Raw genomic sequence first — 14,061 nt, 5'->3', positions numbered from 1 at the left:
GCGACAGCCGCGATTTCGGATAGGATGCGTCACGACCATCAGCACAGGATCAAACCCCATGCGCCTGGCGTTCATCGCCCTTCTCCTCGCCGGCACCGCCGCGCCCGCGCTCGCCCAGGACCAGTCGATCCCCGGCCGCGTCGACAAGCTCGAGCATGAGATGCGCGCGGTTCAGCGCAAGGTCTTCCCAGGCGCCAATCCCGATTACTTCGATCCGCAGATCACGCCGCAGGCAGCGCCCCCGCCCGATGCCGGCTCGCCCGCCAGCTCGGCGGTAAGCGATCTGTCGCAACGCGTGTCGGCGTTGGAACAACAGGTCCAGCAGTTCACCAACCAAGCCGAGGAGAACGGCCACCGCCTCGACGTGCTGGAGCAGAATTACAGCAAGATGAAGGGCGACACCGATTATCGCCTGAACGCGCTGGAAGGCCATGGCGCGCCGCCCTCGCCGGCCCAGGGCGGAATGGTGGATGCCGGCCCGCCGCCGGCCGCGACGGTTTCGACCTCCGATCCCAACGCCGCCCCCCCCTTCGGCCCCAAGGGCCGCAAGCCGGTGTCGGGCACGCCGGCGCCGACCATGAGCGACGAATCCGGCAATCAGGCCCCTCCGTCCGCTACCGGTCCAGCCGCTATGCCCGTGCTCACCAAGACGGGCGATCCGGCCGAGGACCAGTATATGCTGGGCTACACGCTATGGACGCAGAAGCGCTATGCCGATGCCGAGACGCAGCTGAAGCAGGTCGCCGCCAAATATCCCAAGCACAAGCGCGCGAGCTACGCGCAGAATCTGCTCGGCCGCGCCTATCTCGACGACGGCCAGCTCAGCGAGGCGGCCAAGGCCTTCTACGCCAGCTACAAGCAGTTCCCGCGCGGCGAGCGGGCGCCCGACAGCCTCTATTATCTCGGCCAGACGCTCCAGCAGCTGAAGAAGAATGCCGAGGCCTGCCAGGCCTATGGCGAGTTCGACGACGTCTATGGCGCCACAGCCGCGCCGGCGCTCAAGGCGCGCGTCAAGCAGGCGCAGACGGATGCCAAGTGCGGCGCCTGATCCGGCGCTCCTGGACCGGTTCGAGCGAGATCTAGGACGGCTGATCTCCCCAGACCCTCCCCCGTCAGAGGGAGAATTTCGAACGGGCATCGCCCTCTCGGGCGGACCGGACAGCCTCGCCTTGCTGCTGCTCGCGGCTGCGATCGGCCCCGTAAAGGCGATGACGGTCGATCACGGACTGCGCGCCGACAGTGCGTCGGAGGCCGAGACCGCCGGTGCGGCGGCCCGATGGCTGGGCGTGCCGCATGAGATCATGAAGGTCTCGGTCCGCGACGGCGGCGACGGACTGCAAGGCGAGGCCCGTCGCGCGCGCTATGCGGCGCTCGGCGACTGGGCACGTCGCGAAGGCCTCGCCGCCATCCTCACCGCGCACCATGCCGACGACCAGGCCGAGACGATGCTGATGCGCCTGTCGCGCGGCGCTGGCCTGTCGGGTCTCACCGGCATCCGGCCGGTTCGACCGCTGGACGAGACTGATCCTTCCGGCCCGCTTCTCGTCCGCCCCTTGCTCGGCTGGCGCAAGGTGGAGCTGGAGGCGATCGTCACGGTGGCCGGGATTGAGCCGGCGCGCGATCCCTCCAACTACAGCGACCGATTCGATCGCACCGCCGCCCGCGCGCTGCTCGCTGCCACTCCCTGGCTCGATCCGATTCGATTTTCGTCGAGCGCCGGCCATCTGCGCGACGCCGACGAGGCGCTGGAGGCCCTGACCGGGCGCTTCCTCATCGATGCGCTTTCCGTGACGGAAGTGGGAGTCGAGCTCACTCCCGGCGGTGCCCCCCGCGAAATCGTTCGCAGGGGGTTACGACGTATGTTTTCCGGGCATTTCGATGCGCATCCGGACGGTCCAGGCCTCGATCGGCTGATGGCCACGCTGGCCGCCGGAGGCACCGGCATGCTTGGCCCGGTGCTGGCGAAAGGCGGGCCGATCTGGACCTTCCGCGCCGCTCCGCCCCGTCGATCGGTCTGATCGACGTTGTTCCATTGCCATTAACCCGTCCGATCCTACATAATCGGGCGACCTTACTAGGGATCGGACATGCAGAACGACGACAAGGACCCGCAGGGCAACGGCGGCGGGGGCAATGCCTGGATGAAGAACATGCTGGTCGTGTTCGCCATCGTCGGCGCGCTGTTCCTGTTCGTCTCGCTGTTCAACAACGGCATGGGCGACAGCCGCGCCAGCCAGACGATCCCCTATTCCGAATTCCTCTCCAAGGTGGACGACGGCAGCGTCAAGGAAGTGACGATCGCCGACAACGTCATCACCGGCAAATATGCCGGCGATCAGGGCTTCCGTACGATCTCGCCCAACGACAACGAGCTGGTCGACCGCCTGCAGCGCAAGAGCATCAAGTTCAGCGTGAAGCCGGAGGAGCAGGGCTCGATCTGGGTCGCTTTGCTGCTGCAGGCGCTGCCGTTCCTGCTGATCCTCGGCATCGCCTTCTTCGTGATGCGCCAGATGCAGAAGAATGCGGGCTCGGGCGCGATGGGCTTCGGCAAGAGCCGCGCCAAGCTGCTGACCGAGAAGCATGGCCGCGTCACCTTCGACGACGTCGCTGGGATCGAGGAAGCGCGCGAGGAGCTGGAGGAGATCGTCGAGTTCCTGAAGGACCCGTCCCGCTTCGCGCGGCTCGGCGGCAAGATCCCGAAGGGCGCGCTGCTGGTCGGCTCGCCCGGCACCGGCAAGACCCTGCTCGCCCGCGCGATCGCGGGTGAGGCGGGCGTGCCCTTCTTCACCATCTCTGGTTCCGACTTCGTCGAGATGTTCGTCGGCGTCGGCGCCAGCCGCGTCCGCGACATGTTCGAGCAGGCCAAGAAGAACGCGCCCTGCATCGTCTTCATCGACGAGATCGACGCCGTCGGCCGCCATCGCGGGGCCGGCCTCGGCAACGGAAACGACGAGCGCGAGCAGACACTGAACCAGCTCCTCGTCGAGATGGACGGTTTCGAGGCCAACGAAGGTATCATCATCATCGCGGCGACCAACCGCCCCGACGTGCTCGATCCGGCCTTGCTCCGTCCCGGTCGCTTCGATCGCCAGGTCGTCGTGCCGCGCCCGGATATCGAGGGCCGCGTGAAGATCCTCGAAGTCCACATGAAGAAGGTGCCGACCGCGCCGGACGTCGATACGCGCACCATCGCGCGCGGCACGCCGGGCTTCTCGGGCGCCGATCTCGCCAATCTCGTCAACGAGGCCGCACTTCTCGCGGCGCGCAAGGCCAAGCGCCTCGTCGCCATGCTCGAGTTCGAGGAGGCGAAGGACAAGGTCTATATGGGCGCCGCCCGCAAATCGATGGTGATGACCGAGGAGGAGAAGAAGTCCACCGCGTACCACGAGGCCGGCCATGCCATTGTCTCGCTGGTGGTGCCGGGCTGCGATCCGCTCCACAAGGTGACGATCATTCCGCGCGGCCGCGCGCTGGGCGTGACCTGGAACCTGCCCGAGCGCGACGTGCTCACCCAGACGATGAAGTCGATGAAGGGCAAGCTGGCCCTCTGCTTCGGCGGGCGCATCGCCGAGCAGCTGATCTACGGGCATGATGAGCTCAACACCGGCGCCGCCAACGACATCCAGCAGGCGACCAACCTCGCCCGCGCGATGGTGATGGAATATGGCATGTCGGAAAAGCTCGGCTGGCTGCGCTACCGCGACAACCAGGATGAAGTTTTCCTCGGCCATTCGGTCGCGCGCGCGCAGAACATGTCGGAGGAGACCGCCCGCCTGATCGACAGCGAGGTCCGCCGCCTGATCGAGGAGGCCGAGGCCACCGCGCGCAAGGTGCTGACCGACAATCTCGATTCGCTGCATCGGGTCACCGAGGCGCTACTCGAATTCGAGACGCTCACCGGCGAGGAAACCAAGCGCCTGATGAACGGTGAGGATATCGGCCGCGATCTCGCGCCCCGCGCGCCGCAGCTGCGCCCGGCGACCGGCTCGTCCATCCCCAAGTCCAAGCGCCCCGGCGGCGGTGCATGGGGCAATCCGGCACCGCAGGGCGCCTGACGCGTTCGATCCCTCGCATCATTCCGGGGGCCGGTGCAGCGATGCGCCGGCCCTCTTCGTTTCGGGAGAACGTGGCGGATGACTACGACGAACTGGCGCGCGATCGGGCGGGATCGCCGGGTGTTGTGGCTGGGCGGGTTGCTCGCCGCAGCCGTGCTGATCGGGCTGCTCGCGGCGTGGATCTCGCAAGGCGAGTTCAAGGGCAGATATGCCGTCCCGACATTGGGCGCGGACAAGAGCAGCGTCATCGCGCAGCAGGCCTCACCGCCCCTCGTCGCAAAGCCCGCGCCGATCGCCCCGGCGCCGAAGGCGCAAATCCCGCCTGTACAGCTTCCGCCGCCGCCGATGGTCGCCGAGCAGGATGCTCCGCCGCCCGACACCGACGAAGCACCGAGCGATTCCGATCGCATGGCGCGCGCCATCGATCGAGCCGCGCGCAAGGCGCTCGATCGCGGCGAGCCGGTACGCTGGCACAAGGCCGGCGAGGAAGGCTATGTCGTGGTGAGCGACATCCGGGACTATGGCACCCACGCCTGCCGCAACGTCTCCGCCACGATCAACAGCGACGATGGCCCGACCGAATCGAGCTCGCATCTGTGGTGCACCACCCCCGATGGCGATTGGGCCCCAGCCGAATAGGCGGTAGGCTGATGCGATGACCGTCAGCTTCATCGCGACCATCGCCTGGTGGCTGTTCATCGCCAGCTGGTGGGCAGCTTCCTGGTGGGTCGCCAAGGCGACAACGACCGCGCCCAGGGCCAAGCGCCTCGCCTATTTCGCCGGTTTCGCGATCGGCTTCACCGCACTTTTCGCGGCGAACCATTCCGATCCGTGGCACCGCAGCGGCTGGCTGCTCTGGCACAACCCGGCCGTGATCGACTGGCTGCTGCTCGCCGGACAGATCGCGGCCTTCGCCTTCGCCTGGTGGGCACGCGTGCATCTCGGCAAGCTCTGGTCAGGCATGCTGACGCTGCGCGAGGGGCACAGGGTGGTCGACACCGGCCCCTATCGCCTCGCCCGCCATCCGATCTACACGGGCTTCATCGCGGCCGGCTGGTGCTATGCGCTGATCGAGACCCACCCGATCGCGTTGTTCGGTGCGGCGGTGCTCACGATCGTCATGACGGTGAAGGCGAAGGAGGAGGAGCGCTTCCTCCGCCAGGAGCTCGGCGCCGCCGACTACGACGCCTATGCCGCGCGCACCCGAATGCTGGTCCCGCTGCCGAAATAGCTCACTCCGCCTCCAGCCAGAGCAGGAAGGCGAAGAAGAGCGAGCAGGTGATCGCCGTCATCGTGAGCAGAGTGAAGGTGCGCCACGTCGCGCCGAAGCGGCCGAGGCCGTACGCATGTTTCAGGTGCTTGTACATGTGGACGGGCGGCACGATCAGCCACGCCAGCCACAGCCAGGACGACGAGATCCCGACGATGTGCAGCCCGATCAACCCCACCGCCAGCAGGGTCATGAAGCTCAGCGAGTGGATCGCGAAGATGGCATGATCGTACATCCCGACGTCGCGCCGCCAGAAGAACATCAGCCAGATGAAGGGCAGTGAGATCGGGATCAGCGCCCAGCTATATTTGTAGGACGCCATCTTGAGCTTGTAGGCGTAGAGCGCGCCATTCTCGTTGACGCCGTGGATCTGGCGATCGAGCCAGGGGATGTCGCTGTGCCACTCGGCATCGTCGCCGTGGAGCAGGCCGTGGCCGCCATCGGTCGAAACCGCGCCGGGCAGTTGGGCCGCGACGTTGCTCATCGCCTGCACGTCAGCCTGCTCGGCCTTGATCTTCTTGTCGATGTCGGTGGTGTCGGCCTTGGGATCGGCGGCGAGCTTGTCGGCGCGATCCTTCTGCAATTTCGCAAGGTTCTGGACGGATTGCTGCGCCGCCTTGTTCATCTCGACCTTGGCCTTGGCCATGCCGGCGGCGGCGCCGGATACGTCCGGCATGGTCAGCCGGTTGACCGCCGCGAACAGCAGGAAGACCGAGAAAAGGAACATCGCCATCGGCGTCACGAACTTGGCGCGCTCGCCATGGACGTAACGGCGCGTCAGGTCGCCCGGATGCCAGGCCAGCATCGGCAGCGTGTTCCAGAACTTGCCCTCGAAGTGGAAGACACCGTGCAGGATATCGTGGACGAGGCCCATCATGTTGCGGTGGAGATGCCCGCTCTGTCCGCAATCCTGGCAGAAGGACCCGGAGCGCGTGGCGCCGCAATTGAGGCAGACACCGCCGGCGCCGTCGTGCGGGTCGTGCCCCGCCTCTCCGCTCGCCACGCCGCCGCGATCCACCTCGCGCGCGACGATGCCTCCGGTCAGGATGTCGCCGATACCGTCCGCTGCTCCGCCCACGACCAACCCCTCGTTGTGGTGCAGCAAGATAATACACGTCGCGGCGCAGGGGTCGAGAGGGTGCCGGCGCGCGTGATTCCTGCTACGCGCGGACCATGGACATGCCGCTCCCCCTCACCGAGCAGGACGCCGACGCGCTGATCGGCGACATGGGTCGCCGCGCACGCGACGCCGCGCGGGTGCTGGCCGGCGCGCCGACCGCCCGCAAGGCCGAGGCGCTGCGCGGCAGCGCCGCGCTGCTGCGCGAGCGCTCGGCCCCGATCCTGTCCGCCAATGCCGCCGACATGGCCCGCGCCGATGCCTCCGGCATGACGGCGGCGATGAAGGACCGTCTGCAGCTGGACGAAGAGCGCCTCGAAGGCGTCGCGTCGGCTCTGGAGGCCGTGGCAGGGCTCGACGATCCGGTCGGCGGCCTCGTCGACGAGCGGACGCGGCCTAACGGCCTTGTCCTGCGCCGCGTGCGCGTGCCGCTGGGCGTCGTCGGCATCATCTACGAGAGCCGCCCCAACGTCACGGCGGACGCCGGCGCGCTGGCGCTGATGGCGGGCAATGCCGCGGTCCTGCGTGGCGGATCGGAAGCGCGCGCGAGCAACGCCGCGATCCACGCCGCGCTCGCCGACGGGATCGAGGGCGCCGGCCTGCCGCGCGACGCCGTGCAGATGATCCCGACCACCGATCGCGCGGCGGTGGGCGCGCTGCTGCGCGCGCAGGGTCTGGTCGACATCATCGTGCCGCGCGGGGGCAAGGGCCTCGTCGCGCGCGTGCAGGACGAGGCGCGGGTGCCGGTGCTCGCCCATCTCGACGGGATCAACCACAGCTTCGTCCATGCCTCCGCCGACAAAAGCATGGCGGAAGCGATCGTGGTCAACGCCAAGCTGCGCCGGACCGGCGTCTGCGGCGCGACCGAGACTTTGCTGATCGATCGGACCTATCCGCATGGCGCGGCGCTGGTCGCCGCGCTGGCCGACGCCGGCTGCGTCCTTCGGGGCGATGCGGAGGCACAGGTACTCGATCCCCGCATCACGGCGGCGAGCGACGAAGATTGGGACACGGAATATCTCGACGCAATCTGTTCAGTCCGAATCGTCGGCGGCGTGGACGGCGCGATCGCCCACATCGCCGCCCACGCCTCGCACCATACCGACGCGATCATCGCCGAGGACGAGGCCGCCGCGGCGCGCTTCCTCGGCGAGGTCGATTCGGCGATCGTGATGTGGAACGCCTCCACCCAGTTCGCCGACGGCGGCGAGTTCGGTCTCGGCGCCGAGATCGGTATCTCCACCGGCCGGCTTCACGCCCGTGGCCCAGTCGCGCTCGAAGGCCTCACCACCTACAAATGGCAGGTGCTGGGGACGGGCCAGATCCGGCCTTGAAGCGCATCGGCCTGCTCGGCGGATCGTTCAACCCGGCGCATGAGGGACATCGCCGGATCAGTCTGTTCGCGCTGGAGGCGCTCGGGCTGGACGAGGTATGGTGGCTGGTCTCGCCCGGCAACCCGCTCAAATCTGCGAAGGGAATGGCGCCACTCTCCGCGCGGCTCGCCTCGGCAGAACGCGTGGCGCGCCACGCGCCCATCGTCCCCACCGCGATCGAGACGACGCTGCGCACCCGCTTCACCGCCGACACGCTGCACAAGCTGGTCGGGCATTTCCCGCACAACCGCTTCATCTGGTTGATGGGCGCGGACAATCTCGCGCAATTCCATCGCTGGCAGCGGTGGCGGCAGATTGCTCGCACCCTTCCCATTGCCGTGATCGCGCGACCGGGATATGATGCATCCGCCCGATCCGCGGTGGCGATGGGCTGGCTCGGCCGTTACGGCCATCCCCCCGGCACCGCGAGACGGTGGACGCGATGGAGTTTGCCGGCGCTCGTGCTGCTGCACACGGTACCCGATTCGACTTCAGCCACCGCCCGGCGGGCTGCCGATCCCGATTGGCATCGCCGCCGACACCCCAGGGCCCTGCGCGACCGCGTGACGCGCCGGCCCGTTCCCCCGGAGGATACTTGCCTTCCCCTACCGCCGCCGCCCGCTCCATGACGGGTGGCCCCGCTGCCTCTGCCGAAGCCCAGGCGCTTCATGCCACCATCCTGCAGTCGCTGGATGACGATCAGGCGGTCGAGACCGTCTCGATTCCGCTCGCCGGCAAGTCGACCATCGCCGATTACATGGTGATCGCGTCGGGCCGCTCGAGCCGCCAGGTCTCCTCGATGGCGTCCAAGCTGGCCGAGAAGGTCAAGGCGCAGACCGGCCAGGGCCCCAAGATGGAAGGCCTCGCCGCCGCCGACTGGGTGCTGATCGACGCAGGCGACGTGATCGTCCACCTGTTCCGCCCGGAAGTCCGCAGCTTCTACAATCTGGAGCGGATGTGGGCGTTCGGCGACGAGAGCGCCGCGACCGCATCGCCCTCCAACCCGCCCGCGCCGCCCGGCGCCTGACCGGCCGCGCGGGGGACGGATTGCTGCTCCACATCGTCGCCCGCGGGCGGATCGGGCGCGGACCCGAGGCCGATCTGGTGGAGCGGTACCTGAAGCGCGTGAACTGGCCGACCAAGGTCAGCGAGTTGCCCGATACCGGCGGGCGGGTGCCTGAGATGGCGCCCGCCACCCGTACGGTGGTGCTGGACGAGACCGGGCGCGACCTGCCCTCTCGCGAACTGGCTATGATCCTCGGCCGCTGGCGCGACGACGGCGTGCGCGAGGCGCGCTTCCTGCTCGGCGCTGCGGACGGCCATGAGGCGGTGACGCGTGACCAGGCCGACCTGCTGCTCGCCTTCGGCAAGGCGACCTGGCCGCACCTGATGGCGCGCGCGATGCTCGCCGAACAGCTCTGGCGTGCGACCAGCATCCTCGCCGGTCATCCCTATCATCGCGAGGGGTGATGGACTTCCAGCGCCCCCCTCATCCGTTCGTCCTGAGCGAAGTCGAAGGACGTGCTGTCGGCGGTTTCGTCCAGGGCACGTCCTTCGACAGGCTCAGGACGAACGGTGCATGGCTGGCTCTCGCATTGCTGCTTACCGCCCCCGCCCCCGCGCAGGCGCCCGGCCTCGACGATGCCAAGGTCGCACTGGTCGCGGCCAAACAGGCGGCCGCCGATGCCGAGGCGCGCGCCGCGGCGCTCAACCAGGCGGCCGAGGACGCCGACAACCAGGCCGACCGCGCGCGCGCAGGCGCAGGCGCTCCAATTGCAGGTGCAGGCCGCCCAGTCCGACATCGCCGCCGCGCAGGCGCGGATCCAGCTGATCGCCTCCCTCCAGCAGATCGCGCGGCGGAAGATCGCTGACAGGCAGGGGCCGATCCTGCACCTCACCGCCGCGCTCCAGACGATGGCGCGGCGGCCCCCGGCACTGGCGATCGCCCAGCCCGGATCGATCGAAGACATCGTCCACGTCCGCCTGCTGCTCGCCGACACGCTGCCGGTGATCCAGGCTCGCACCGCCGGCCTGCGCGCCGATCTCGACAAGCAGACCCAGCTGCGCACCGATGCCGAGCGCGCGATCGCGGCGCTCGGAGCCAGCCAGAAGCTGCTCGCCCAGCGCCAGCGAGAGCTCGCGAGCCTCGAACAGACTGCGATCCGCAAGTCCCAGCGCCTCGCCGAGCAGGCGGCCGACGAGCAGCAGCGCGCGCTCGGCCTCGGCGAGGAGGCGCGCGACGCCGCCGACCGGATGCAGAGCGCCGAGGATGCCGGCGACATCCGCGCCCGGCTGGAGCGCCTGGCCGGGCCGGACATGCGCCCTGCCGGCGCGGGCGACGCGATGCCGGCGAGCGGCCGCGCATCGCGCTACCGTCTGCCGACCCCCGGCAGGGTCGAGACCGGCTACGGCGAGGTCTCGCCCGCCGGCGTACGCTCGCGCGGGCTGACCGTCGCGCCGCAGCCGGGCGCCGATATCGTGGCCCCCGCCGCCGGCACGATCGTCTACGCCAAGCCGTTCCGCAGTTACGGGCAGGTCGTGATCATCGACCATGGCGGCGGCTGGACGACGACGCTGACCGGCCTCGCCAGCATCGCCGTGAGAGCCGGCCAGCATGTCGCGCAGGGCGACGCGATCGGCAGCGGCGGAGCTTCGCGAAACGCACGGGTCACCGCCGAGCTGAGGCATGGCAACCGCCCGATCGACATCGTCGCGATGGCGCAGGCCGGCTAGGCCGGCTCGCAAACCTTGAGCCGAGCCGCCGCCGCGTCGAACGCCTCCCAGACGATCCCGGCCAGGCTGCCGCCGACGCTGCACCGGCGCACCCCGATCCGGGCGAACTCGGCGACGCTCGCATCGTAGTCGTGGATCACGACGTTGACCGGTTTGGGCGCCACCGCAGCGACCAGCTCCGCCACCGCACCGGGATCGAGGATGAAGGGCACGAACAGGCAGTCCGCCCCGGCTTCCGCATAGGCTACGGCGCGCGCGATGCTGTCGGCGGCGCTCATCTCCGGCACCCGGAAATTCTCGTTGCGGCCGATCAGCATCACTGCCGGATCGACGGCATCGATCGCCGCGCGCGCCGCCGCGATGCGATCGACCGCATGCGCCAGATCATACATGTGGTGGCCCGACCAATCCTCGATCGACACGCCGGCCACCCCGGTGTCCACCGCCAGCGCGACGTTGCGCGCCACCGCATCGGGATCGTCGGCAAAGCCGTTCTCGAAGTCGGCGTTGACCGGCAGATCGGTCGCGCCGACGAGCATGCGCAGGTGGGCGAGGACGTCTTCAAGGCTCAGCTCGCCATCCTGCCGCCCCTCCGCCCAGGCAGCGCCTGCGCTAGTCGAGGCGATCGCCTTGAAGCCCAGCCGGGCGAGGCGGACGGCGCTGCCGCCGTCCCACGCATTGGGGATGATGAAGAAGCCCTGTTGGTGCAGCGCGCGGAAGGCGGCGCGCGTCTCGGCGACGGTCGGCATGAGTCTCTCCCGTTGTCGGGGGGAGTCTTACGTCGCGACGATGACGATTGTTATCGCCTTCTCGTCCTGTTCGATCGGGCTGAGCGAATCCGCCGCGTCGACGTCGAACCGATCGTCCAGCACGGGCGCGGCGACGGCGCAGTCCCCGCCATGGCCGGCCATGTCGTCGTCGATCGGCGCGCGCGCCGGCCGACAGCGGCTGTGATCCTTCGCGGCAAGGCAGACTGCGAATCCCATATCCAAAGGACGCCGTCGAAAACGATCATCCGCAGAGCCGTGGCGATATTTCGCCACCGCCCTAGCGCCCGGCAGGCTCCGACAGGAAGCCGACCTTGATCGTGTGGCCGGACTTGCGCAGCGTCGAAAGCACGCTGTCGACGCAGGTGTAGGGGACGGCGTTGCTCAGCCCCTGCAGCTGGACGGCGCGCTGCCTGTCCGAAAGCGCGGCGTTCAGCGCCGCCTCGCCATCGTCCGTGGTGGGATCGCCGATCTCGATGCTGCCGACGCGGGCGTGGCAGGCCTTGGCCTCGGCGTCCCAGCTCAGATACACGGTCTGGTGGGCGGCGGCGTCTGACAAGGCCGGACCGGCCACCGCCAACCCCAGCAGAAGCGAAATCACTCGGCCGCGACCGCCTGTTCCGCCGCCGCCTTGTGCGCCTCGATCTCGGCCGCCTTGGCCTCGACCAGCTTCACGACGTGATCGATCATGTCCTCGTTGGCGATCGTGTGGTCGGTCAAGCCCGAAAGGTAGATCATGTGCTTGCCGTTGCCGCCGCCGGTGACGCCGATGTCGGTCTCGCGCGCCTCGCCGGGGCCGTTGACGACGCAGCCCAGCACCGAGAGCGAGAGCGGGGTGGAGATGTGCTTCAGGCGCTCCTCCAGCTTCTCGACCGTGCGGATCACGTCGAAACCCTGTCGCGCGCAGGACGGGCAGGAGACGACGCGCACGCCGCGCGTGCGGATGCCGAGGCTCTTCAGGATCTCGTAGCCGACGCGCACTTCCTCCTCGGGCTCGGCCGAGAGCGAGACGCGGATCGTGTCGCCGATGCCGTACCAGAGCAAGGAGCCCATGCCGATCGCCGACTTCACCGTGCCGCCGATCAGGCCGCCGGCCTCGGTGATGCCGAGGTGCAGCGGGCAGTCCACCGCCTCGGCGAGTTGCTGGTAGGCGGCGACGGCGAGGAACACGTCCGACGCTTTCACCGCGACCTTGTATTCGTGGAAATCGGCGTCCTGCAGCAGCTTGATATGATCGAGCGCGCTTTCGACCAGCGCCTCGGGGCAGGGCTCGCCATATTTCTCGAGCAGATCCTTCTCGAGGCTGCCGGCGTTGACACCGATGCGGATCGCGCAATTGTTGGCCTTGGCGGCGTTCACCACCTCCTGCACGCGGGCCGACGAGCCGATATTGCCGGGGTTGATGCGCAGGCAGGCGGCACCGGCGTCGGCGGCTTCGAGCGCGCGCTTGTAGTGGAAATGGATGTCCGCGACGATCGGCACGCGCGCGGCGCGGACGATCTGCTTCAGGGCCGCCGTCGATTCCTCGTCGGGGCAGGAGACGCGGATGATGTCGGCGCCGGCCTCCTCGCAGCGGCGGATCTGGTCGATCGTCGCCTTGGCGTCGGAGGTGAGCGTGTTGGTCATCGTCTGGACGGTGACGGGGGCGTCGCCGCCGACGGGCACGTTGCCGACCATGATCTGGCGGCTCTGGCGCCGATGGATATCGCGCCACGGACGAACGGACATGAGGATACTCGCGGTTGTTGCCGAGGGCTTCTATAGGCGCTCGGTGCGGCAAAAGTAAGCGCTACGGGCGAAGGAGTTTCTGTGGGCTGGACCCTGATGATCCATGGCGGCGCGGGATCGATGCGGCGCGGCCAACTGGCGGAGGCCGACGACGCGGCCGGACGCGCGGGCCTGTCGGCCGCGCTGGAGGCCGGCGCCGCGATCCTGCGCGACGGCGGATCGGCGCTCGATGCCGTCGAGGCGGCGGTGAAGGTGCTGGAGGACGATCCCGCCTTCAACGCCGGCCGGGGATCGGTCTTCACCTGGGACGGGCGGATCGAGTGCGACGCCGCGATCATGGACGGCCGCGACCGCAATGCCGGTGCGGTGGCGGGCGTCACCGCGACGCGCCACCCGGTCAGCCTCGCCCGCGAGGTGATGGCGAACAGCGCGCACGTCCTGCTCTCGGCCGCCGGCGCCGACGCCTTCTCGAAGGAGCACGGGCTGGAGCAGGCGGATCAGGCCTGGTTCGCGATCCCCGAACGCCGCCGCCAGCTCGACGAGATGAAGGCGCGGCCCGAGGGCGCGTTCGATTCGGGGATGAAGTACGGCACGGTCGGCGCGGTCGCGGTGGACGAGGCCGGCCACGTCGCCGCCGCCACCTCGACCGGCGGGCTCACCGCCAAGCGCTGGGGCCGGATCGGCGATTCGCCGCTGATCGGCGCCGGCACCTATGCCGACGACCGCGCCGCCGCGATCAGCTGCACCGGATCGGGCGAGCATTTCATCCGGCTCGGCCTCGCCCACGAACTGTGCGCGCGACTCAGGCTGTGCGGCGATGAACTCTCCATTGTCGAGCAGGATCTGATCGCGGAACTCGGCCGGATCGGCGGGAAGGGCGGCTTCATCGCCGTGACGCCTGAGGGCGACGCGCGCTGGGCGTTCAACACGCCGGGCATGTATCGCGGGCGGGTAAGCCACGATCTTGAGGCACAGATCGCGATCTTCGGCGACGAGGGATGATTTTGCGGCTCTGCAA

The 14,061-nt window shown here is 68.9% G+C and carries 17 protein-coding genes; 11 read left to right on the top strand and 6 right to left on the bottom strand.

The features are described from left to right. The first annotated feature begins 58 nt into the window (after window positions 1-58). The 5 genes from HZF05_RS01510 (at window position 59) to HZF05_RS01490 (ending at window position 5,286) form a co-directional block, all read left to right on the top strand. A complete protein-coding gene (locus HZF05_RS01510; protein WP_160364855.1) occupies window positions 59-1,048 on the top strand; it encodes a tetratricopeptide repeat protein in 990 nt (329 codons plus the stop codon). Further along, a complete protein-coding gene (gene tilS, locus HZF05_RS01505) occupies window positions 933-2,018 on the top strand; it encodes a tRNA lysidine(34) synthetase TilS (RefSeq protein WP_425505600.1) in 1,086 nt (361 codons plus the stop codon). Before HZF05_RS01510 ends, tilS begins: the two co-directional genes overlap by 116 nt. Window positions 2,019-2,087: 69 nt before the next feature. Then, window positions 2,088-4,055, top strand: coding sequence for an ATP-dependent zinc metalloprotease FtsH (ftsH, locus tag HZF05_RS01500; RefSeq protein ID WP_160364853.1), 1,968 nt, complete (start codon window positions 2,088-2,090; stop codon window positions 4,053-4,055). Between the two features lie 78 nt (window positions 4,056-4,133). After that, window positions 4,134-4,694, top strand: coding sequence for a hypothetical protein (locus HZF05_RS01495; RefSeq protein ID WP_160364852.1), 561 nt, complete (start codon window positions 4,134-4,136; stop codon window positions 4,692-4,694). A gap of 16 nt (window positions 4,695-4,710) precedes the next feature. After that, complete coding sequence (locus HZF05_RS01490) at window positions 4,711-5,286, top strand: methyltransferase family protein (protein ID WP_160364851.1); 576 nt, start codon at window positions 4,711-4,713, stop codon at window positions 5,284-5,286. A 1-nt stretch (window position 5,287) separates the two neighbouring features. On the opposite strand, the gene HZF05_RS01485 is transcribed toward HZF05_RS01490, so the two are convergent. Beyond that, complete coding sequence (locus HZF05_RS01485; protein WP_160364850.1) at window positions 5,288-6,403, bottom strand: DUF3667 domain-containing protein; 1,116 nt, start codon at window positions 6,401-6,403, stop codon at window positions 5,288-5,290. Between the two features lie 95 nt (window positions 6,404-6,498). Between HZF05_RS01485 and HZF05_RS01480 the strand changes: the two genes are divergently transcribed. From HZF05_RS01480 to HZF05_RS01465, 4 genes are read left to right on the top strand one after another with little or no spacing between them, the layout of a single operon-like run. After that, a complete protein-coding gene (locus HZF05_RS01480) occupies window positions 6,499-7,776 on the top strand; it encodes a glutamate-5-semialdehyde dehydrogenase (RefSeq protein ID WP_160364849.1) in 1,278 nt (425 codons plus the stop codon). Further along, window positions 7,773-8,444, top strand: a complete 672-nt coding sequence (locus tag HZF05_RS01475; protein ID WP_160364848.1) for a nicotinate-nucleotide adenylyltransferase — start codon at window positions 7,773-7,775, stop codon at window positions 8,442-8,444. Before HZF05_RS01480 ends, HZF05_RS01475 begins: the two co-directional genes overlap by 4 nt. Further along, window positions 8,441-8,842 (top strand): ribosome silencing factor, encoded by a 402-nt coding sequence (rsfS, locus tag HZF05_RS01470; RefSeq protein ID WP_160364847.1) that lies wholly within the window; start codon window positions 8,441-8,443, stop codon window positions 8,840-8,842. Before HZF05_RS01475 ends, rsfS begins: the two co-directional genes overlap by 4 nt. 20 nt (window positions 8,843-8,862) lie before the next feature. Further along, window positions 8,863-9,285, top strand: a complete 423-nt coding sequence (locus tag HZF05_RS01465) for a 23S rRNA (pseudouridine(1915)-N(3))-methyltransferase RlmH (protein WP_160365229.1) — start codon at window positions 8,863-8,865, stop codon at window positions 9,283-9,285. Here the strand turns inward: HZF05_RS01465 and HZF05_RS01460 are convergent. Continuing rightward, on the bottom strand, window positions 9,270-9,617 hold the full coding sequence (locus HZF05_RS01460; RefSeq protein ID WP_160364846.1) for a hypothetical protein: 348 nt from the start codon (window positions 9,615-9,617) through the stop codon (window positions 9,270-9,272). The genes HZF05_RS01465 and HZF05_RS01460 overlap by 16 nt on opposite strands. On the opposite strand from HZF05_RS01460, the gene HZF05_RS01455 reads away from it, so the two are divergent. After that, window positions 9,595-10,548 carry a murein hydrolase activator EnvC family protein gene (locus HZF05_RS01455; RefSeq protein ID WP_343046817.1) on the top strand — a complete coding sequence of 318 codons (954 nt, stop codon included), beginning with the start codon at window positions 9,595-9,597 and terminating at the stop codon, window positions 10,546-10,548. The genes HZF05_RS01460 and HZF05_RS01455 overlap by 23 nt on opposite strands. On the opposite strand, the gene HZF05_RS01450 is transcribed toward HZF05_RS01455, so the two are convergent. The 4 genes from HZF05_RS01450 to ispG form a co-directional block, all read right to left on the bottom strand. Beyond that, window positions 10,545-11,297, bottom strand: a complete 753-nt coding sequence (locus HZF05_RS01450) for an isocitrate lyase/PEP mutase family protein (RefSeq protein ID WP_160364844.1) — start codon at window positions 11,295-11,297, stop codon at window positions 10,545-10,547. The two genes, HZF05_RS01455 and HZF05_RS01450, sit on opposite strands and share 4 nt — an antisense overlap. A gap of 27 nt (window positions 11,298-11,324) precedes the next feature. Then, entirely contained in the window at window positions 11,325-11,534 is a 210-nt protein-coding gene (locus tag HZF05_RS01445; protein ID WP_160364843.1) for a hypothetical protein, read from the bottom strand. A gap of 61 nt (window positions 11,535-11,595) precedes the next feature. Further along, a complete protein-coding gene (locus HZF05_RS01440) occupies window positions 11,596-11,916 on the bottom strand; it encodes a hypothetical protein (protein WP_160364842.1) in 321 nt (106 codons plus the stop codon). Beyond that, window positions 11,913-13,043: a flavodoxin-dependent (E)-4-hydroxy-3-methylbut-2-enyl-diphosphate synthase gene (gene ispG / locus HZF05_RS01435; protein ID WP_160364841.1), complete on the bottom strand. Its 1,131-nt coding sequence runs from the start codon at window positions 13,041-13,043 to the stop codon at window positions 11,913-11,915. Before ispG ends, HZF05_RS01440 begins: the two co-directional genes overlap by 4 nt. Window positions 13,044-13,124: 81 nt before the next feature. Here ispG and HZF05_RS01430 point away from each other — a divergent pair, with 81 nt between their 5' ends. After that, window positions 13,125-14,045, top strand: a complete 921-nt coding sequence (locus tag HZF05_RS01430) for an isoaspartyl peptidase/L-asparaginase (protein ID WP_160364840.1) — start codon at window positions 13,125-13,127, stop codon at window positions 14,043-14,045. The last annotated feature ends 16 nt before the right edge of the window (window positions 14,046-14,061 follow it).

It is taken from the genome of Sphingomonas chungangi, from assembly GCF_013778325.1.
GTDB lineage: Bacteria > Pseudomonadota > Alphaproteobacteria > Sphingomonadales > Sphingomonadaceae > Solisphingomonas > Solisphingomonas chungangi.
This window is presented reverse-complemented; position numbering and strand designations above follow the sequence as displayed.

Coding starts and splice junctions, on each gene's coding strand:
- HZF05_RS01510 (WP_160364855.1), top strand. CDS start 59: ATGCGCCTGGCGTTCATCGCCCTTCTCCTCGCCGGCACCGCCGCGCCC.
- tilS (WP_425505600.1), top strand. CDS start 933: ATGCCGAGGCCTGCCAGGCCTATGGCGAGTTCGACGACGTCTATGGCG.
- ftsH (WP_160364853.1), top strand. CDS start 2,088: ATGCAGAACGACGACAAGGACCCGCAGGGCAACGGCGGCGGGGGCAAT.
- HZF05_RS01495 (WP_160364852.1), top strand. CDS start 4,134: ATGACTACGACGAACTGGCGCGCGATCGGGCGGGATCGCCGGGTGTTG.
- HZF05_RS01490 (WP_160364851.1), top strand. CDS start 4,711: ATGACCGTCAGCTTCATCGCGACCATCGCCTGGTGGCTGTTCATCGCC.
- HZF05_RS01480 (WP_160364849.1), top strand. CDS start 6,499: ATGGACATGCCGCTCCCCCTCACCGAGCAGGACGCCGACGCGCTGATC.
- rsfS (WP_160364847.1), top strand. CDS start 8,441: ATGACGGGTGGCCCCGCTGCCTCTGCCGAAGCCCAGGCGCTTCATGCC.
- HZF05_RS01460 (WP_160364846.1), bottom strand. CDS start 9,617: ATGTCGGACTGGGCGGCCTGCACCTGCAATTGGAGCGCCTGCGCCTGC.
- HZF05_RS01450 (WP_160364844.1), bottom strand. CDS start 11,297: ATGCCGACCGTCGCCGAGACGCGCGCCGCCTTCCGCGCGCTGCACCAA.
- HZF05_RS01445 (WP_160364843.1), bottom strand. CDS start 11,534: ATGGGATTCGCAGTCTGCCTTGCCGCGAAGGATCACAGCCGCTGTCGG.
- ispG (WP_160364841.1), bottom strand. CDS start 13,043: ATGTCCGTTCGTCCGTGGCGCGATATCCATCGGCGCCAGAGCCGCCAG.